Below are 18,899 nucleotides of genomic sequence, written 5' to 3'. Positions count from 1 at the left end.
CTCAATTCGCCGATGACGGTTTGAACGTTGTGCCCGCGGTTGCGGCTGGTGATTTCCTTGATCCGCTCCTTGAAGCGGTGGTGCGCCTTTTCCGTCCACGCGAGCTTGGCCCGGTTGTTCAATCGGTTTACATCGTGCCCATGCTGGGCACACACAAGCCGGCGCATCCGACGGCGATAAGCCACCTTGTTGAATTCGGGCTTCCCGCGCGCCGCCGGATGGCCTAAGACGTTCGGCGTCGCTACGCGCAGTCTCATGAACATCGAACCGCAAGTATTATGACAAACGAAAATATGACGATTCCGCCAGATGACCTCCAACGCAATCTCACGGTTGCGCGACCGAACGACGACCAGAACTTGCCGCACATCGGACTGGCCGGAGATACCTATACCATTCTACTAACGGGCGAGAACACGGCCGGTCAGTACTGCCTTATTGATATGCTGGTTTCGCCCGGTGGTGGTCCGCCCCCCCATCGGCACGCTTTTGAGGAGATGTTTACTATCCTTGATGGCGAGATCGAAGTCACGTTCCGCGGCGAGCAATCGGTGTTGCGAGCAGGCGAGACAGCCAACATACCGGCCGACGCACCGCACAGTTTTCGCAACAAGACCGAACGACCGGCGCGGCTGCTCTGCATGTGCTCGCCGGCTGGACAGGAGGCGTATTTCATGGCAGTCGGCATTCCGCTTTCGAGCCGGATTACTCCGTGCCCCAAGCTTGACGAGGCCGCCCAAGCCGCGCTCAAAGCCAAAGCCGAAGCCCTCGCCGCACAATACCGAACTGAGTTTCTGCATCCTTAACGTCAATGATCGCGCCGTCTAACACATCACGGGAGCCAACCAGCGTTGGCGCTGGCAGTTCCGCTGCGCGGTTCACGTCACGCGTCGCCGGTGGCTCAGTTCTTGGTCGTTCGGCAGAAACATAATACCCACCATGAACACTGATACTGAAGCCTTGGTTGATAGAATCGCACGACTTGAGAACCAATCGAGACGACTTCGACGAGCTGTGTTTTTGATTTGGCCAGCAGTTTGGATCGTTTCCGTATTCCTGATTTTCACGACCACCAAGCTCGATGCCGGTGCAATCCATCCGTTTCTGAACTGGCTGGGGGTGGTGATATTTGGACTCGGGGTCGCGGCGGTCGCAGTCTTGTCCTTGCTCTTTGTGATCAAGGCCGCCTCAGACTATCGAAACCGGAGAGATCACTTCACGCTGAATCCCGGCAGTAAGAAGCACTAAATTTGCCGAACAATTCGCGGCTGGGAACCGGCCATAAGCACCTCAATCACATGATCATTCTCCATTCAATTGCTGGCCGGTTCCAGCGCTATTGACGTTCGGCAGAAATTGAAGACCCTGAAAACCCTTGCGGAATCGAGAACCCCCGCCACCCCCATCCCGCTCCTTGCCACCGCCATGGATGAAAAGCCCGAGAAAAAATCAAGGCGCAGCGAGATTATCCTGAGCTTCTTCGTCCTCCTCCCAGTCCTTTACGTCCTGAGCTTCGCGCCCATAGTCACCTTGGTGGGAACGAGGTATCCGATCAACGGGGACACCATCCATCGGATCTACGATCCCGTCATCTGGCTGCACGGGCACACGTTTCTCCAAAGACCGCTCAAAGCCTACGCGGGACTTTGGGCGCAAACCAATGCCGAATCGATATGGGTAGGCCCCGCGGCAACTCCATTGTGGTAACTACAACCTCCACCCCGCGTTCAACGCTCGCCCTCGCGGCGGCGCGTGCTCTTAGACGGCGGAAATAGAAGAACTCAATGTTTGTCGCGATCATCATCATCCCATTCCTGGCAGCACTGTTGTGGCTCCTATCGATTAGGCCTTATTGCCGCCGGAATGGAAAAGGCTTCACTCCCGGCGCGGCCATAGGAGTGACATTTTGGGTGGATTGGCAGGAAGCAGGAGAGATTGCAAAGACGAAGGGCGACGACGGAATGATTCTGGTTTGCCGCTTTGTCTTTTGGCTCCACATCATCGGCTTCTGCATTTTGGCCCTCGCTGTCCTGCTGCCACTCTTCCAAAATTAACTCGCCGAACAGGATGCTGCGTTAATTTTAACGACTGATCCCGCCGCCGTTTCAATCCGTCATGCGCCTTCCACACTCAACCCGCAGTCGAGACTGGCAACCGCTAGCCGCCGGACGTTCGGCAAAATGAAATTGAAAATACACCTCACAAGATCGGCTGCATTGTGGTGCGGGTGGGCATTGCTTGTCCTCGGATTGCTCGTGGCATCGGTTTCAATTTGGAGCCGCATCCGAACCCGAGATTCATTACTGGACGCGGAAGCAATGGCAGACCGGCTTCGGGCTAACGGAGCCATCGTGGAGAACTACTATAAAGTGCTCGGAAAGGGGTATCATTCCTCATCCCGGACTCCCGTCGGGATTACCTCCTATGTGGTCGCGGGAATTCTGGTTGCGGCAGGAGGGATTCTCATTTTGAAAGCGCCATCTGCTCCAGAGAATCCACTCTGAGTTCCATGGCGCGGGGAGAAGAGAGCTGAACAGGAGTTCGCGGAAAAAGCAGAGGAGCGAAAGGAAAGAGTTTGGCAACGGCGTTCTCCACGCATCCGCCTCGTGGACGAGACGTCCACGCCCCTTATGGGCTTGCATCGGAAACGAGCGGTCCGTTTCCAGGGCTGTCGTGGGAAGGAAGGATCGAGCAAACCTGTGTTAGTCCGGATCGATGGATTTTTCGGTCGTGGCGTCGATGTTGGCGAATTGTGAGGTAAGGAGGTTCTGGACATCCTCCGACGTTGGCGCGGCGAGGACTTCGCTGGCGACACGCTGCCAATCCGCAACCGTTAATTGGCGGATGGCATGGCGGACACCGTCCACAAGAAACGGATTCATGCTCAATTCCCTAACTCCCATCCCGACTAGCAGGCAGGCGACCATCGGATCGCCGGCGGCCTCACCACAGACGGACAAAGCCACGCCCTGTTTGCGGGTGGTCTGGACGATCTGGTCCATCGCCTTTAATACCGATGGATGGAGAAGCGATTGAACCGCCGAGTGACCTTGCGTGCCGCGGTCCATGGCCAGAATGGAATGGGCGAGGTCGTTGGTGCCGACGCACGCAAAATCCGAGAGGGCCAGAATGCCCGGCAGATCAAACACGGCGGCAGGCGTCTCGATCATGGCGCCTATCAGGGGACGGATGCCAGGTTCGGTCTGGATCAGTTCGTCCACCAGGCTTCTCGCCGCCGTCATGTCGGCCACGCCCATGACCATGGGAAACATGAGTTTCACATTTCCCCGGCGGGCGGCCCGGAGGATCGCGAGGATCTGGATGCGGAACAGTTTTTTTTCTGCCAGGGAATAGGCCAGCCCGCGCATTCCCGCGCGCATGGCCGGATCGTTAGTCATGCGGATGAAACGCGGGATCTTGTCGCCACCGAGGTCCATCGTGCGGATGACGACCGGCATGGGATGAAACAAGGCGGCCACCTCGGTATAGGCCGCGGCTTGGGATTCTAAATCCGGTGCGAGATCCGCATCGAGAAACAGAAATTCGGACCGGAACAAACCGATGCCCTCCAAACCGTGCTCCATGACCATCCGCGCCTCGTCCGGGCGGCCGATATTTCCGTGCAGCCGGATTTCCACGCCATCTTTGGTGACGCAACCCGTGACCGGGTCTTTCGTGGCGGGACTGCGTGCCGTGGCGGATTTCCCCTTGTGGGCGAAGCGTGCCGATTGCGATAGGGTGGGGGCCACGGTGACCGTTCCCATGTCGGCATCCACCAGCAAACGGTCGCCGGAGGCGAGCAGCGTCGCGGCGTCCTGGATGTCGCAAATCGCAGGAATCCGCCTGACGCGGGCCAGGATCGCGACATGCGATGCCGGCCCGGTCTTTTCGGTGACGATGCCGACGACGTTGACATGATCCATCTGCAACGCGTCTGATAGAAGCAGATCCTCCGCGACCACGATCGATCCGGGTGGGAGACATGCCAACCGGTGTGGCACGGCGGTCCCGGACCGTTTGAGATTTCCTAACACCTGGTGGCCGATATCACGGACGTCGGCGGCGCGCTGCCGCATGAATTCCTGCTTCAGCTCCTGAAGTCGGGTGACCATGTCGTGGATTTCCGCATCCACCGCGTGCTCGGCCCGGAGTAGTTCTTCCGTCACGCGCCGTTTGCATTTCCGCGAGAACGACGGGTCGCCAAGAAGGGTCAGATGCACGTCGAGCAGGGCGCATTCGTCGTGGCCGCCGTCGCGTTCAAACTGGTCCCGGATCTTGTGCAAATCGCGGATGGATGCCGCCACGGCCTGGTCGAAGCGGTTTGCCTCGGACTCGGCATCCTCGCGTTTGATGTTCGGATTTCCAAGTGTGGCTTCGTTTTCCGGTAGGTGGATCACGGCCACACCGTCGGCCAATCCGGAGGAGATTCCGCGGCCTTTCAGGGTGGTTCCCACCAATCGGGTGAAGGCGCGGAGATGCTGCATTTCTTCTTCCTTCGTCGTGAGAGAGACCTCCATCTGTCTCGATTGAGCACCCTGTCTGCCCATCAGTTGTACAAAAAGCAACATGGCCGCCACCTCAATCGCCGCATTCGCAACCTCCACGCGGGAATGTTCCGGCGACTGCCAGAGGAACTCAAAAGAGACTCTCACCACCGGCAGCAGAATGGCCATCGAGTAGGCCAGACTTTTTCGATTCATCCATGCCGCGAGGCTGATGGGCAGCACATAGACGAGCGGAAAGCGGATCTCTTTTCCCGTGGCAAAGTCCACAAGCAAAGTCGTCAAGGCGAGGCTTACGCAGATCAAGGATGCGTTCGCCCTGATGAACTGCTTCAAAGACCGGGGTGCGATAGTCATGGATGCCGTCCTTCCGACTGTAAAACGAGAGAGTGCCGGGTTTTCGTCTTTAAATTCGAGTGCCGGTGTCAGCGGGCCCGCAGCCATCGGATGAACGCATGCGGGGAGACCTTATTGTCGCACTCGCGCCCGAAGACGGGACGAGGGGACTCGAAGATCCCCGCGTCTCATGGCCGGATGAACACTGCCCTAAAGCTCTATGTTCAAGCAGGTGATGTCCGGCCTACGCTGTGATGACTGTTGCCCATCCCTTGCCGCCGCGACCGCCCCGTTAACCCGATCCACCGTCTCTGGGAATTTGTTCCGGAAAAACCGCCAGCATGCTTGCATCCGCCACCGTTAGTCATCACTTTGTGAATGCTAGAGAGAGAAATGTCCCGTCGTTTCGGGCTCTGGAAATTTCCTCGACCTCCCTGGCAGCCACCCCCGATCAAGAACCACCGAATCATCCATCCTATTCTCATTTCCCACTGCATAATCCGATGAAACCAACCCTTAATTTCACCACCTGCCTCGCGCTCGCCGCGCTGGCCAGTCCCGGCCTGCGCGCTCAGGAAGAACCCAGCCCGGAAATCGCCGGACTGCAACAGGCCGCGGCGGACTTCGTCATCGCCTATAACAACAAGGACGCGGGTGCCATCGCCGCTCTGTTCACCGAGAACGGCGAGATGACCAACCTCACCGCGGACGAATCCACCACCGGTCGCGCCGACATCAAGACGCACTACGAGGAAGTTTTCGCGGAAAAAGATGTGCCCGAAGCCGCCGTGGAAGTGGCCTCCGTCCGCCTCGTCGCGCCGAACGTGGCGATCGAGGACGGCACCGTCCATCTGGATCCTCCGGGTGATGACACACCGGTGCGTTCCACCGCCTACACCGCCGTTCTAACTAAGAACGCCAGCGGCGTCTGGCAGATCGCCAGTACCCGCAATCTCAAGGACGTCACCGATGCCGGCGGCAATCTGGCCGACCTCGCCGACGATCTCAAGGGCGACTGGACCTGCCAGCGCGACGGCATGCGCATGGACTTCGCCTTCGGCTGGGACAACACCGGGAAATACCTGGTCGGTCAGATGCTCACCACCTCCGACGACGCCGAGCCGCAGACGACCTCCATCCGCATCGGCTGGGACGGGGCGCGCAAGACCATTTCCTGGTGGACCTTCGACAGCGCCGGCGGATTTGCCAAAGGCGATTGGACGGCGGACGACGACGGCTGGATCCTCCGCAATGAAGGCACCAGCTCCACCGGCGAGTTCACCAGCGCGAACGGCCACCTCACCATCGAGGGCAAGGATGCCATGATATGGACCTCCAAGGACCGCATCGTGGACGGGGAGAAAATCCCCAACGTTGAAATGCGCATTGTCCGTCAGGCCCCCGAGCCGGAGCTGGAACCCGCCGCCTCTTCAAACGAACCTAGCGAACCCGCTGACCAATAAATCCTTAAAATTCGTGATCCCATGAAACCATTCAACACATTTCTATCCGTCCTTCTCGGACTCTCCATCATCTCGGCCGACGCCGAAGGGCGCGGCGATGGCAAACGCAGTGGCGGAGGAGGCGGCGGCGGTGGACGTTCGTCAGCCCCCAGCCGTAGCAGCTCCAGTGCGAGCCGCAGCCCGATGACCGGCTCTAAAGTCCAACGGCCGTCACCCCAGCCTGCGGCCAAGCCGGCGACGAGACCCAGCCAGCCTGCTTCCAAACCCGCCGCACGCCCCGCACCTCAACCGGCCCAGCGCCCGGCGCCCAAGCCCGAACGGCCGACCACCCGTCCGGCACCCGCGCCGGATCGGAACCCCGGCGGCGGTGGCGGTGCGGGAAACCGTCCCGGTAATGGCGGAGGCGGCGACAACCGTCCCGGCAATGGGGGTGGCGACAATCGCCCCGGCGGCGGTGGTGCGGGCACCCGTCCCGACAACAAGCTGCCGGACAACCGTCCCGGCAATGGTGGCGGCGACAACCGCCCCGGCGGCGGTGGTGCCGGAGCCCGTCCTGACAACAAGCTGCCGGACAACCGTCCCGGTAATGGTGGTGGCGATAACCGCCCCGGAGGAAACGGCAATGGCGGAAACGGCATCCGTCCTGGAGGGAACGGCAATGACAATCGCCCCGGTAATGGTGGCGATAACCGTCCCGGCGGAAATAACAACGGCAACGGCATCCGCCCCGGCGGAAACGGTGGCGGCACCGACAACCGGCCGAACATCAATCGCCCTAACAACAATCGCCCTTCGACGATGCCGGGCATGGTGACCTATCCGAACCGCCCCGGAAACAATAACAACCGGGGGAATGGAAATGGTAACGGCAACAATATCAACAGCGGCAATACCTACGTCAAAAACGTCAACAACAACCGCAAGAACACCTATCTGAACCGCCCGTCCCAACTGCCGGCGCGGGATCGCGATTGGGATAACAACCGATGGGGTGGCAACCGCGGCGTCTGGGGAAACAACAACAATGTGAACATCAAGGTTGATAACCATTTCCGCAACAGCAACAACTACTCCTACCGCCCGAACTACTGGGGCGCACGGCCGTGGTGGGGTGCGGGTTCCTGCCACAGTTGGCATCACGGCCACTGGAACTACGGCTATAACAACCGTTACTATCACAACCATTACTACTACAACGACGGCAATTTCGCTTCCGGCTTCATGTGGGGCATCGCGGCGTGGAGTCTGGGCAACATGATTTACGACATGGGCTATCAGTCCTATCGGAATCCCTATCCGGCGCCTCCGGTCCAATCGAGCGTCTCGAAAACGACGATCAACTACAACCAGCCTGTTTCAGTGACCGCCGCCGCGAATCCTCCGGGAGACGAGGCCGCCACCACGCTCGCGGAAACGAAGTCGGCGGATGCGACCGAAGCGTCGCGCGCCGCATTCAAAACGGGCGACTACGTGGCCGCATTGAAATCGGCTGATGAGGCGATCGCCTACACCCCGGGAGATGTCACGCTGCACGAATACCGCGCCTTGGTGCTTTTCGCCCTCGGCCGCTACTCGGATGCCGCGGGAGTGCTCAATCCGGTGCTCGCTTCCGGTCCCGGCTGGGGCTGGGACACGATGGTCGGTTTCTACGGCTCGGCCACCACCTACAGCGACCAGCTCCGCAAGTTGGAAAACTATGTGAAGGGCAAGCCGGATGCCGCCGACGCGCGTTTCCTGCTAGGCTATCACTATCTGGTCAGCGGTCACATGGAGGATGCCTACGAGCAATTCGCCAAGGCCTCCACCCTTCAACCCGCGGATTCCGTTTCCCGCCAGCTGCGCGATCTTACCAAGAGTTCGCTGCCTGATAACGGGGATGACGCCACGCCCGAAGCACCGGAACCACCCGCGCCCGCCCCCATTCCCAGCGAGAAACTCGTTGGGACCTGGGTCAGTGATCGCGGCGAGGCGGGCAAGGTGACATTCACCATGGCGGAAAGCGGCGACTACACCTGGAGCTACATCAACGGCGGCGACTCCAAGCTGATGAAGGGGACCTACGGCCTCGACGACAAGGGACTTCTGGTTCTCAGCTCGGACGATTCGCAGATGGTCTCGGCCGTCACCCTCGACGGTGACAGCAAGATGAAATTCGTGCTCGTGGGCGCCCCTGACGGTGATCCCGGCCTCGACTTCACCAAAGGCTGAAACAACGATTGATTCCCTGTGCCGGAGCGGATCTTTATCCGCTCCGGCACTTTCCTTTTACTACCGGGCGGCTTTTCATCATGATCGCTGCGGAAACACCCACCACTATCATTCATGAAACACTATCATTTTTCCCCCATCGCCTGCGCTGCGATGATCTCCACCGCTTTCGCCCAAGCTCCCGCCACCTTCGAGCAAGGCGTCACACTGAAAGCCTCCGACCTCCTGCCCGCCGCCTCGCTGCATGGCCCGTCCTACCGGGTGCGCGATCTGGTGGTGACGGACGGGTACATGGCGCATTTCCAAATCGACAGCGACTTCGGCACCTTCGAGGCCATCGGCGTACCTCAGGCGAAGCGCCGGATGGTGGAAGCGGAAGCCATCCGCACGCTGGTGGAAACGAGCAAGGGCGACCTCTTCGCGGAAGGCCTGAAGCGTTCTATCGAACAGCCGATCGACGCCGTGAAAAACATCGTCAAAAACCCGGTGGAATCGGTGAAGGAAGCGCCGAAGACCGTGGTCCATTTCTTTACGAAAGCCGGTTCCGCCATCGGGCGGGCTGCGGGAAAGATTTCTGATAGAGCAAGGAGCGATGAACCGGAGCCTTCCGCAGCGGAGGTCGGCAGCAGCATCGGCAACGCGGCGAAAAACGCCGCCGGTTTCGACAAGGCGAAACTGGCCACCGCCAAACAGTTAGGCGTGGATCCCTATTCCGACAACGCCCGCCTCCAGGATGAAATGGACAAGGTCACCTGGGCATTCTTCGCCGGCGGACTGCCGCTGCGCGTGGGAGCCGCTGTCGCTTCCGCAGGCGTGGCCGTGGCGGCCACGAACATGGTCGGAGTGCCGGAAGACACTTACTCGCTCACCCAGGCCGAGATGGCCCTCCGCGACGGTCGCTCGCTCGCCGCGATGCAAATCACGGACGAGGACATCAAGACATTCCAACTTTACGGACCGCTGAGCACTACCCGCCGCCATCTCATCACGCTTTCGCTGGAAGCCTTGCCGAAGGTGATCGGAAGGGGACGCATCATCCAACAGGCAAACGCCTGTGAAACACCCGAGCAGGCGGATTTCCTGATCGCCGCACTCGCCATCCTCGTGGAACGCCAGCGCTCGGGTGCCGCCGATTATGTCTCGCTCGAAGTGCTCGGCCGGCTGCCCGGTGCGATGAATGCCAAAGGTGAACTGGAAGTGCCCGCACCCGTCGACTACGTGACGTGGACCGAGCAAGTCGCCGGTTTCACCCAGCGCGACGACCTAGGCACCCCACCGAAAGTGCTGGTTCACACCGGGACTCTCTCCGCGGCCGCCGCCGCCGGACTGACGGCTTCCGGCTGGAAGAAAATCACCGTTGCCTATCCCTCACGTTGAAATTCCTCTCCATGCATCGCCCGACATCTCTCGCCTTCCTATTCTCCGCCCTGCTGCTGGCGTCCTGTTCCGCTCCGATTTCCTATCAGAAAATTCCCTGTAAAACCCCGACTGGTGACTATGCCGCCGCTCCGCTATCAGATGCCCTGCGCGAGCTGGAAGCCTCCAAGGCCGAGCATGATCCCATCGCGGCGAGCGGCCATCTGTTTGAAAGCGCCCGCCTCGCCGGGAAAAAGGCACTCGCCGGTGAACCGGGGGCTCTGGCTCTTTACAATCAGGCCGTTGGATTGTTAGTCGAGCGGCTTGATGACGCAAAATCCCTGCCATGGGGCCGCAGCATGAGCATCGGCTCGGGCGCGGCAAGCTACACCCTGCGCGGCAAGCTGGAACCCGGCGCGCCCTCGGTGGAGCGCCGGTTTGTGAACGTGGAAGGCCTGAAATTTCACGGTATTTATTCCGAAGTGTGTGCCACACGACCCGGCATCGGCGCACCGCTCATCGCCATTTCACCGGAAAACAAGTACTTCCGCCGCACTTACGAATCCCCGCAAGTTCACGAGGCGCTCACTGCGGTGCTTCGCTTCGACACGGAAAGATCCGCCACCCTCGAACTCCATGATCCGCTGAACCAGGACCGGATCTCCATTGCCGGCCGCGATCCCGTACTTGCGGCGGATTTCAGCGCACCGATCTCGATGGTCCTGTCCGTCGCCCGTCCCGACAAGCTCGGTCTCGTCCGCCTGCTAAATCCACAAAAATATTCAGCCACGGCGCGCCTGATGATGCTTCAGACATATGACAAGAACCGCATCCCCGTGCTCTTCGTCCACGGTCTCGATTCCACTCCCGCCACTTGGACGCGGATGTATAACAGCCTGATGCAGGACCCCGTGATCCGGAAGAAGTATCAATTCTGGTTCTTCAGCTATCCCAGCGGCTATCCCTATCCCTACTCGGCATCGCTGCTCCGGAAGGAACTCGATGGAGTGAACCGTCTCTATCCAAATCACAAGAAGATGGTCATCATCGGCCACAGCATGGGCGGCATGATCAGCCGCCTGATGGTCACCGATGCGGGAGACCAAATCTGGCGCGATATGTTCGGAAAACCTCCTGCGGAAACCAAAATCTACGGATCCAGCCGCCAGCTCATGGAGGACGCCCTCGTCTTCCACCAGCGCAAGGAAATCGATACAGCCATCTTCATTTCCGCTCCCCACCGCGGCTCGGAACTTTCCAACCATTTCATCGGCCGCATGTTCTCCCGTCTCGTCCACATCCCCACATTCCTCACGGACGCGCGGAACGCCTTCGCTTCCGTAATGACCGCTGACGCCGCCTCACTCCAGCTCGACCGCGCGCCGAACAGCGTGGACACGCTTTCACCTAACAATCGATTCGTCCGCGAGGTGAACAAGCTGCCGATCGCCCCCGGTGTCACCTATCACTCGATCATGGGTGACCGCGGCAAGGGCGACACGCCGAATTCCAGCGACGGAGTGGTGCCCTACTGGAGTTCCCACCTTGACGGTGCGGCCTCGGAGAAAATCGTTCCATCGGGCCACAGCGCCCATGAGAATCCCAAAGGGATCGCGGAAGTCCGCCGTATTCTCGACGCCACCGCAAACTGAACCGGAACATGTTCTCCAAATTCCTCCGCAGTGCCGGTAGATTCCTGGTTTGTCTGATAGGTGTAGTGGTCATCCTGTGGGCGATGGGAGCCCTGTGGTTTGATCTTCCGCTGGATCCGTTGTTTCGGAAAATCGTCGCGGTGTTGTTCTTCGCCGTCGCCGTGTTTTTCTGGTGCTTCGGGAAGGGACGAATCCGGCTGGCCGCACCCGCGCTCACCGTTTTGGTGGCCGTCTGGTGGTTCACCTTGAAACCTTCTAACACACGTGACTGGATTTCCGATGTCGGCGAAACGGCGTGGGCGGACCTCAACGGTGACGAGATTACGTTCCATAACGTCCGGAACTTCGACTATCGCACGGAAGCGGATTACACCCCGCACTGGGACACCCGCACGGTGCGCCTTTCCAAAATCACCGGCGTCGACATGGCGATCAACTACTGGGGATCGCCTTACATGGCCCATCCCATCGTCAGTTTCCAGTTCTCTGACGCGCCACCGTTGTGTTTCTCCATCGAGACCCGCAAGGAAAAGGGCGAAAGCTACTCGGCGATCGGCGGAATCTACCGACAGTATGAACTGATCTACGTCGTCGCGGACGAGCGCGATGTCATCCGCGTCCGGACGAACTACCGCAAGGGTGAGGACATCTATCTCTATCGAATGAAACTCAGTGCCAAACAGGCGCGCGGGCGGTTCATGGATTATGTGAAATCGCTGAACGAGTTGAAAGACAAAGCGAAATGGTACAACGCGGTGACGGACAACTGCACTACCAGCATCCGCACCCAGCAGGACAAGAAGAAACGCAGGCCTTGGGACTGGCGGATCCTCGTCAATGGCTTCGGCGACGAGATGCTTTATGAAAACGGCTCTATCGAAACAGGGGGATTGCCATTTCCCGAACTGAAGAAGCGTTCCTTGATCAACGAGGCGGCCAAGGCTGCCGACGCCGCCCCTGATTTCACCCGCTTGATCCGCCTGAACGTCCCGTCGTTTTCCGATCCCACGCTGGCCCGATGATTTTTATTCGTTAGCCAATCACTCCCATGATCGACCAATTGCTCGCCAAAATTTTCTTCAACCAGTGGATGGTGTTCCTCCTCGTCACTGTGATACTTTTCCTAATCGCCGAACTGGGCTATCGCTTAGGGCTTAACTATCGGGAAAAGAATACATATATCGCGGTATGCAAGTCCTGAATTCCTAATAATCCATGAATTCCACCTCCTCACCAAACCCCATCCCCACACTCCGCTGGGGGATTCTCAGCACGGCCCGTATCATCCGCCGGAACTGGCCCGGCATGCGGGACAGCGGCGCGGGCACTCTGGTCGCACTGGCCAGCCGGGACGCGGCGAAGGCGGAGCGTTTCATCGATGAAATGCAGGCCATCGCACCATGGCCGGTGAGGCCGGTCGCGCATGGCTCTTATGAATCCCTGCTGGAATCCGCGGACGTGGATGCCGTTTACATTCCTTTGCCGACAGGCGTCCGCAAGGAATGGGTGATGCGGGCCGCAGCCGCGGGGAAACACGTGCTTTGCGAAAAGCCCTGTGCGGTGAATGCCGCCGACTTGAAGGAAATGATCGACTGCTGTGAGAAACACGGCGTCATGTTCATGGACGGCGTGATGTTCATGCACGATCCGCGGTTTGTCCGGCTGCGCGAAATTCTCGATGATGGTGAAACAGTCGGACCGCTGAAACGCATCACTTCCTCGTTCAGTTTCCGCGCCGGTGAGGATTTCGCTCTAACTGACATTCGGGGTGCCTCAGGGTTGGAACCCACCGGCTGCCTCGGCGACCTCGGGTGGTATTGCCTGCGCGCCTCGCTGTGGGCGATGAACTGGCGGATGCCGACACGAGTTTCGGGACGGATACTGGACTCGGTCACGAATCCGGACAGTGCCACGGCGATCATGGGATTTTCCGCAGAGCTGGATTTCCCCGATGGCGTCACCGCTGCGTTCTACTGCTCGTTTCTATCACCCGACCAGAAATGGCTTTCGATCAGCGGAACGAAAGGGAATCTGCGCGTCCCGGATTTCGTCAGCCCCGCCCCCGGAAACGACACAGACTGGGAAATTAATTACCACCGCGTGGAGAGATCGGGTGAGGCTGGAATGAACAACGAAGCCCGGATGTTCGCCTGTTTCGCCGAGACGGTGTGCGCTGGAGCTCCAGATCGGAGTTGGGCGGAGATTTCCTTAAAAACCCAGATCTTGCTGGATGCCTGCGAGCTTTCGGCCAAACTGGGACGTCCGGTAACGATTGAAGAATCGACCTTTGAAATCCGATGAAATCCCTCATTGCACCGCTCGTTTTCCTGCTGCTGGCCACCCCATCACCAGCGAAAAAAGTGGTCGTCGCCTACGTGCCTAACTGGATCGATCTGGAGCGGTTTTCGAAAACCATCAACTACTCCAAGCTCACCCATATCAACATCGCATTCGAGAATCCCGTGGATGCCACGGGCAAGCTCTCGTTCAACAAACAGGACGACGCTATCATCGCCAGGGCCCATGCGAAAAACGTCAAGGTGCTCGTCTCCCTCGGCGGTGGTTCAGCATCGGGCGACGAGGAAATGAAGGCCCGCTACTTCGACCTGCTGGGTGAGAAGAAGCGCGCCGCATTCGTGAACAGCATCGCGGCTTATGTCATCCGTCATGGATTCGACGGTGTGGACGTGGATCTCGAAGGCCCGTCGATCAATGAGGATTACGGCAGTTTCATTCGCGCACTTTCGAATGTTCTGAAGCCGAGCGGGAAGCTTCTAACGGCCGCGCTTTCCCAAGGCTACGGCGGAAACAAGGTGCCGGCGTCCGTTTTCAAACAATACGATTTACTCAACATCATGGCCTACGACGCCACGGGCAACTGGGACCCGAGCAATCCCGGCCAGCACTCGTCGCTGGCTTATGCGAAAAGCAACGTCACCTACTGGCTCGGCAGGGGGCTTCCGAAATCGAAAGTGGTGCTCGGAGTTCCTTTTTACGGCTACGGATTCGGCGATGCCTACCGCGCTGATGACGGCTATTCCTACGCGGAAATCGTCGCGGCTTATCCGGGAGCAGAAAACCTGGACCAAGTGGGAAGCACGATCTGGTATAACGGAATTCCCACGATCCAAGCCAAGACGCAGTATGTCATCGACCGCAATCTGGCGGGCGTGATGATCTGGTCGCTCGATAACGACGCGCCTGGCGCCAAGTCATTGCTGAATGCGATCGATCGCACGCTGCATTGAAATAATTTCAGTGCGCCTGCAAGGCTGCGCTCGGGGCATCGCAAGATCCGGCGGTGGCCATTTCCTCGGATTTGAGCGCGGCGATTCTGCTAGGTCGGATGTGGGAGCGCTCGTTGAGGAAGGTCAGCAGGTGATTGCGGATTTCCAGATAACGGGGATCCGCCATGACTTCGGCACGGACGCGCGGGCGGGCGAAGGGGATGGTGAGGATATCGCCGACCTCGGCTTCCGGACCATCGGTCATCATCACGACGCGGTCGGATAGAAAGATCGCCTCGTCCACGTCGTGGGTGACCATCAGCGTGGTCAGCTTGTTCCTCCGCCACAGGTCCAGCAGGACTTCCTGAAGCTCCATCTTGGTGAGGGAGTCGAGCATGCCGAAGGGTTCGTCGAGTAGCAGCATCTTCGGCTGGAGGGCGAAGGCGCGGGCGATGCCGACACGCTGGCGCATGCCTTGGGAGAGATCTCCGGGAAACTTGTGCATCGCATTGCCGAGACCGACGACCGAGAGATAGTATTCGGCGAGTTCGCGGCGCTCCTTCTTCGAGGCGGTGAAATACACCTGATTGACCCCGAGCATGACGTTTTCAAACGCGGTCATCCACGGCAGCAGGCAAGGGGACTGGAAGACGACACCGCGGTCCGGGCCGGCTTCGTTGGTTTCCCTGCCGGCGAGGATCATCGCGCCATCGGTGGCGTCCGTTAGGCCGGCGACCATCGAGAGCACGGTGGATTTCCCGCAACCGGAGTGGCCGATGAGGGTGATGAACTCTCCGGCGGCGAAGTTGAGGGTGAAGTCCTTGACAATGACGGCCGGACCTTTCGCCGTTGGGTAAGCCTTGGAGAGCTTGAAGAGTTCGAGAACGGGAGCGTGGGCGTTGGTCATGAGACTTCGATTTTAAGTTCTTCGCGCTGGAGTTGGGAACGCCTGCGGGGTTCGGGGCGGTCGAAAATGGAAGTATGCCGTTTGATGGCGAGGTCTTCGGGAAGGATGTCGGGAGCGGCGAGTTTCTTGGTGACGGTGGCACCGCTGTCCTTTTTCGCACCGATGAGGGTATTGATAAGCTGGAGTTTGAGGTCCTTGAATTCGGCGGTCTTCAGCACGTCGTTGCGCATGCGCGGGCGGGGGATGCTAACGGAAATCTCCGGGCCGAGGGTGGCGCCCTCACGACCGGGGAGCAGCGGGATGACGCGGTCGGCCACCAGAAGGGCTTCGTCGGGATCGTTGGTGATCCAGATGACCGTGGTGCGGTTCTTGTGCCAGATGTCGGCGATCTCGTCCTGCAACGTGGCGCGGGTCAACGCATCAAGGGCTGATAGAGGCTCGTCGAGCAAGAGGATGCGGGGATTGGCGGCCAGGGTGCGTGCGACGGAAACGCGCTGGCGCATGCCGCCGGAAAGCTCCTTGGGATATTTGCCCGAGGCGGGTGTGAGTTTCACCATGTCCACATACTTGGCGGTGTATTCCTTGCGCTCCTGAACGGACATCGCAGGGAACAACTGGTCCACGGCAAGACGCACGTTCTCGGTGACGGTAAGCCATGGCAGCAGCGAATAGTTTTGGAAAACGATGCCGCGCTCCGGGCCGGGGCCGTCGATGGTTTTTCCATCCATCATCGCCTGGCCCGCAGTGGGTTTGAGCAGGCCTGCGATGAGATTGATAAGCGTGCTCTTGCCCGAGCCGGAGTAGCCGATGATGGAGACGAAATCGCCTTCGGCCACGGTGAGGTTCACATCGCGCAGGATGGTCGCCAGTTCGTGGGCGCGGCCGAAGGTTTTCGAGACGTTTGAAAGTTCAAGAATAGGTCTCATAAGTCGGATAGGTCGGATATTATCAAGCCGAACGGAAACGGCCTTCAATGAGACTCATGGCGCGGTCGAGGATGTAGCCGATGACGCCGATGGTGAGGATCGAGAGGATGATGTGGGCGTAGCTGTTGGCATTGTATTGCTGCCAGAGGAAGCCGCCGACACCCGGTTTGCCGATGAGCATTTCCACCGCGACAATGACCAGCCATGCGATTCCCAACGAAAGCCGGAATCCGGTGAACATGTAGGGCAGGGCCGAGGGAATAAGGATCTTGAAGAGAGTCTTCATCTTCGAAAGTTTGAGGACTTTCGCGACGTTCAGGTAGTCCTGAGGCACAGCCCTAACACCCACGGCCGTGTTCAGGACGGTGGGCCACATCGCACAGATGGCGATGGTGAAAAGCGCAGCGGCATCGGACGTGCCGAAAGTCGTGCGACCGCTGGCATCGGCGATTTTCAGTCCGCTGAAAAGAACCATGCCGAGTGGCAGCCAGGCGAGCGGTGAAACGGGCCGCAGGATCTGGATGATGGGATCGAAGGCGCGGGTGAAATTTTTCGAAAGTCCGAGGAAGAAACCGATCGGAGTGCCGAGGATGAGGGCGATGGCATAGCCTTGTGCGACAAGTTTCAGAGAGAGCCACGCGAAGCGGAGGATGCCCTGGTCGAGTTCGCCACGTTTGGCGAACGGCTCCACGATATAGGGCTTGCTGGCGGTCCATGTTTCGGTGGGCGAGGGGAGGTTCTTCGAAAGTCCGAAGCGTTCGGTCTTGGTGACTTTATCACCCCAGTCGTCAACGGAAACCGTGGTTTTGCCATGACCGGCGATGGCAGCCCAACCGCCGAGGCAGATGAGAAGCGCAATGGCGGGAAGCAGAATGGCGTCAAGCTTGAGTTGATAGAAGAATTTCATGGGAAAACGGGGATTGCTTGAAAATGGGGGCGGACCGTTCATGCGGTCCGCCCCGTGATTCGCGCGGAATCAATTCCGCGCTCCAATTGGATTATCCTTTGAGTGTCTTGACGGAGAAGGAGGCGGCATAGGCCTCCATGTCGCCCTTCGGATCGAAGACGGAGCCATCAAACAAGGTTTCCTTGGCATCGCTCGCGCCACCGTGGGTGTAGCCGATTTCCTTCATTGCTTCCTCGTAGATATCCGCGCGCATGACCTGCTTGGCGACGCCTTCATAGTCCGGCGCTCCATCGGTGAAGCCCCAGCGGCGGAGCTGGGTGATCCACCATTTGCCATACTTCAATTGCGGATAGTTGCAGTTGCGGTCGCTGAAGATCATATAGTTTGGATCGCGGAATTTGCGGCCGTCACCCATATCATATTTGCCTTGGAGGCGTGGAAGCAGGGCTTCCGGCGGGCAGTTGATGTAGGTCGGAGCACTGACAATTTTCGCCTGTTCGACGCGGTTGTCCATGACGTCGAGCCAGACACTCGCCTCGTGAAGTGCCTTAAGAACTGCTTTGACGGTTTTCGGATTCTTGGCGGCAAACTCCTCGGTGAAAGCGCAGACTTTTTCCGGATGATCCTTCCAGATGTCCTGGGTATTGATGGCGGTGAAGCCGATCTCATCCTTGATGGTTTTGGCATTCCATGGTTCGCCCACACAGAAGCCATCCATTTTTCCGGCCTGCATGTTAGCCACCATCTGCGGCGGCGGGATGGTGATGAGTGAGATGTCGGCACCGCCACCTGCGGCGTCGCCCGGATTGATGCCACCGGCAGCAAGCCAGTAGCGGATCCACATGGCGTGGGTGCCCGGCGGGAAGGTCATGGCGAAAGACATCGGAGTGCCGGCGGCTTTCGCGGCATCGACCAGCGGCTTGAGAGCCTTGGGATCGGCGGCGACCTTGCCCTTGAGCGAGTTGGAAAGACTGATGGACTGCCCGTTCCGGTTGAGCATCCAAGGCGCGATCATTGGCTTCTTCGGAGCGCCGCCGAGACCCATGGTGGAGGCGATGGGCATGCCGAGCAGCATGTGTGTCGCCTGAATGTCGCCGTTGGAAAGCGAGTCGCGGATCGCGGCCCAGCTTGCTCCCTTGGTGACGGTGGAGTTGATGCCGTATTTCTTGAAGAGACCCTTTTCATGGGCGATGACGATGGGCGAGCAGTCTGTTAGCGCGATGATGCCGAAGTTGACGTTCGGTGATTCAGGCGTTTCGCTGGCTGTCTGCGCTCCCACCCAACCGGCGGGAAGGCCCGTGGCGAGGAGTCCGAGGGCGGTGGTCTTGGCGGAGTCGGAAAGGAATTTCCGGCGTGATAGTGATTGTGTTGGTTCCATGGTCGATAGGAGGTTTCGTCCTTTTACAGAGCGGCAT

General features: G+C 59.2%; 17 protein-coding genes. 11 read left to right on the top strand and 6 right to left on the bottom strand.

Going from position 1 to position 18,899, the window contains the following annotated elements; all coding sequences use genetic code 11:
- The coding region (locus tag ABIQ96_RS08070) for a hypothetical protein (RefSeq protein WP_348214063.1) at nt 1–257 on the bottom strand (257 nt) is incomplete at its 3' end.
- Nucleotides 258–278: 21 nt separating this feature from the next.
- On the opposite strand from ABIQ96_RS08070, the gene ABIQ96_RS08065 reads away from it, so the two are divergent.
- The 3 genes from ABIQ96_RS08065 to ABIQ96_RS08055 all read left to right on the top strand — a co-directional run bounded on the left by ABIQ96_RS08065 (nt 279) and on the right by ABIQ96_RS08055 (nt 1,707).
- Nucleotides 279–806 (top strand): cupin domain-containing protein, encoded by a 528-nt coding sequence (locus ABIQ96_RS08065; protein ID WP_348214062.1) that lies wholly within the window; start codon nt 279–281, stop codon nt 804–806.
- 133 nt (nt 807–939) lie between these two features.
- Entirely contained in the window at nt 940–1,248 is a 309-nt protein-coding gene (locus ABIQ96_RS08060; RefSeq protein WP_348214061.1) for a hypothetical protein, read from the top strand.
- Nucleotides 1,249–1,425: 177 nt separating this feature from the next.
- Complete coding sequence (locus ABIQ96_RS08055; protein WP_348214060.1) at nt 1,426–1,707, top strand: hypothetical protein; 282 nt, start codon at nt 1,426–1,428, stop codon at nt 1,705–1,707.
- Nucleotides 1,708–2,702: 995 nt separating this feature from the next.
- Here ABIQ96_RS08055 and ptsP read toward each other — a convergent pair.
- Nucleotides 2,703–4,859: a phosphoenolpyruvate--protein phosphotransferase gene (ptsP, locus tag ABIQ96_RS08050; RefSeq protein ID WP_348214059.1), complete on the bottom strand. Its 2,157-nt coding sequence runs from the start codon at nt 4,857–4,859 to the stop codon at nt 2,703–2,705.
- Nucleotides 4,860–5,341: 482 nt separating this feature from the next.
- Between ptsP and ABIQ96_RS08045 the strand changes: the two genes are divergently transcribed.
- From ABIQ96_RS08045 to ABIQ96_RS08010, 8 genes are all read left to right on the top strand, one after another.
- A complete protein-coding gene (locus ABIQ96_RS08045; protein WP_348214058.1) occupies nt 5,342–6,301 on the top strand; it encodes a nuclear transport factor 2 family protein in 960 nt (319 codons plus the stop codon).
- A gap of 21 nt (nt 6,302–6,322) precedes the next feature.
- Nucleotides 6,323–8,509 carry a tetratricopeptide repeat protein gene (locus ABIQ96_RS08040; protein WP_348214057.1) on the top strand — a complete coding sequence of 729 codons (2,187 nt, stop codon included), beginning with the start codon at nt 6,323–6,325 and terminating at the stop codon, nt 8,507–8,509.
- Between the two features lie 114 nt (nt 8,510–8,623).
- Nucleotides 8,624–9,886, top strand: a complete 1,263-nt coding sequence (locus tag ABIQ96_RS08035) for a hypothetical protein (RefSeq protein ID WP_348214056.1) — start codon at nt 8,624–8,626, stop codon at nt 9,884–9,886.
- A gap of 11 nt (nt 9,887–9,897) precedes the next feature.
- Entirely contained in the window at nt 9,898–11,517 is a 1,620-nt protein-coding gene (locus ABIQ96_RS08030) for an alpha/beta fold hydrolase (protein ID WP_348214055.1), read from the top strand.
- Nucleotides 11,518–11,525: 8 nt separating this feature from the next.
- Nucleotides 11,526–12,539, top strand: a complete 1,014-nt coding sequence (locus tag ABIQ96_RS08025; RefSeq protein ID WP_348214054.1) for a DUF4105 domain-containing protein — start codon at nt 11,526–11,528, stop codon at nt 12,537–12,539.
- A gap of 26 nt (nt 12,540–12,565) precedes the next feature.
- On the top strand, nt 12,566–12,718 hold the full coding sequence (locus tag ABIQ96_RS08020; RefSeq protein WP_348214053.1) for a hypothetical protein: 153 nt from the start codon (nt 12,566–12,568) through the stop codon (nt 12,716–12,718).
- A 14-nt stretch (nt 12,719–12,732) separates the two neighbouring features.
- Entirely contained in the window at nt 12,733–13,818 is a 1,086-nt protein-coding gene (locus tag ABIQ96_RS08015) for a Gfo/Idh/MocA family oxidoreductase (RefSeq protein WP_348214052.1), read from the top strand.
- Nucleotides 13,815–14,765: a glycosyl hydrolase family 18 protein gene (locus ABIQ96_RS08010; RefSeq protein WP_348214051.1), complete on the top strand. Its 951-nt coding sequence runs from the start codon at nt 13,815–13,817 to the stop codon at nt 14,763–14,765. The genes ABIQ96_RS08015 and ABIQ96_RS08010 overlap by 4 nt, the downstream gene beginning before the upstream one ends.
- 7 nt (nt 14,766–14,772) lie before the next feature.
- Here ABIQ96_RS08010 and ABIQ96_RS08005 read toward each other — a convergent pair whose 3' ends face one another.
- From ABIQ96_RS08005 to ABIQ96_RS07990, 4 genes are all read right to left on the bottom strand, one after another.
- Complete coding sequence (locus ABIQ96_RS08005) at nt 14,773–15,651, bottom strand: ABC transporter ATP-binding protein (RefSeq protein WP_348214050.1); 879 nt, start codon at nt 15,649–15,651, stop codon at nt 14,773–14,775.
- Nucleotides 15,648–16,577, bottom strand: a complete 930-nt coding sequence (locus ABIQ96_RS08000; RefSeq protein ID WP_348214049.1) for an ABC transporter ATP-binding protein — start codon at nt 16,575–16,577, stop codon at nt 15,648–15,650. The genes ABIQ96_RS08005 and ABIQ96_RS08000 overlap by 4 nt, the downstream gene beginning before the upstream one ends.
- Nucleotides 16,578–16,599: 22 nt before the next feature.
- Complete coding sequence (gene ntrB, locus ABIQ96_RS07995; RefSeq protein ID WP_348214048.1) at nt 16,600–17,484, bottom strand: nitrate ABC transporter permease; 885 nt, start codon at nt 17,482–17,484, stop codon at nt 16,600–16,602.
- A 91-nt stretch (nt 17,485–17,575) separates the two neighbouring features.
- Nucleotides 17,576–18,862, bottom strand: a complete 1,287-nt coding sequence (locus ABIQ96_RS07990) for a CmpA/NrtA family ABC transporter substrate-binding protein (protein ID WP_348214047.1) — start codon at nt 18,860–18,862, stop codon at nt 17,576–17,578.
- Nucleotides 18,863–18,899 lie beyond the last annotated feature (37 nt).

This window comes from Luteolibacter sp., from assembly GCF_039920825.1.
Classification (GTDB): Bacteria; Verrucomicrobiota; Verrucomicrobiia; order Verrucomicrobiales; family Akkermansiaceae; genus Luteolibacter.
Note: the sequence above shows the minus strand (reverse complement) of the source record. Positions and strands in the feature narration are given on the sequence as shown.

Coding starts and splice junctions, on each gene's coding strand:
- ABIQ96_RS08065 (WP_348214062.1), top strand. CDS start 279: ATGACAAACGAAAATATGACGATTCCGCCAGATGACCTCCAACGCAAT.
- ABIQ96_RS08060 (WP_348214061.1), top strand. CDS start 940: ATGAACACTGATACTGAAGCCTTGGTTGATAGAATCGCACGACTTGAG.
- ABIQ96_RS08055 (WP_348214060.1), top strand. CDS start 1,426: ATGGATGAAAAGCCCGAGAAAAAATCAAGGCGCAGCGAGATTATCCTG.
- ptsP (WP_348214059.1), bottom strand. CDS start 4,859: ATGACTATCGCACCCCGGTCTTTGAAGCAGTTCATCAGGGCGAACGCA.
- ABIQ96_RS08045 (WP_348214058.1), top strand. CDS start 5,342: ATGAAACCAACCCTTAATTTCACCACCTGCCTCGCGCTCGCCGCGCTG.
- ABIQ96_RS08040 (WP_348214057.1), top strand. CDS start 6,323: ATGAAACCATTCAACACATTTCTATCCGTCCTTCTCGGACTCTCCATC.
- ABIQ96_RS08035 (WP_348214056.1), top strand. CDS start 8,624: ATGAAACACTATCATTTTTCCCCCATCGCCTGCGCTGCGATGATCTCC.
- ABIQ96_RS08030 (WP_348214055.1), top strand. CDS start 9,898: ATGCATCGCCCGACATCTCTCGCCTTCCTATTCTCCGCCCTGCTGCTG.
- ABIQ96_RS08025 (WP_348214054.1), top strand. CDS start 11,526: ATGTTCTCCAAATTCCTCCGCAGTGCCGGTAGATTCCTGGTTTGTCTG.
- ABIQ96_RS08020 (WP_348214053.1), top strand. CDS start 12,566: ATGATCGACCAATTGCTCGCCAAAATTTTCTTCAACCAGTGGATGGTG.
- ABIQ96_RS08015 (WP_348214052.1), top strand. CDS start 12,733: ATGAATTCCACCTCCTCACCAAACCCCATCCCCACACTCCGCTGGGGG.
- ABIQ96_RS08010 (WP_348214051.1), top strand. CDS start 13,815: ATGAAATCCCTCATTGCACCGCTCGTTTTCCTGCTGCTGGCCACCCCA.
- ABIQ96_RS08005 (WP_348214050.1), bottom strand. CDS start 15,651: ATGACCAACGCCCACGCTCCCGTTCTCGAACTCTTCAAGCTCTCCAAG.
- ABIQ96_RS08000 (WP_348214049.1), bottom strand. CDS start 16,577: ATGAGACCTATTCTTGAACTTTCAAACGTCTCGAAAACCTTCGGCCGC.
- ntrB (WP_348214048.1), bottom strand. CDS start 17,484: ATGAAATTCTTCTATCAACTCAAGCTTGACGCCATTCTGCTTCCCGCC.
- ABIQ96_RS07990 (WP_348214047.1), bottom strand. CDS start 18,862: ATGGAACCAACACAATCACTATCACGCCGGAAATTCCTTTCCGACTCC.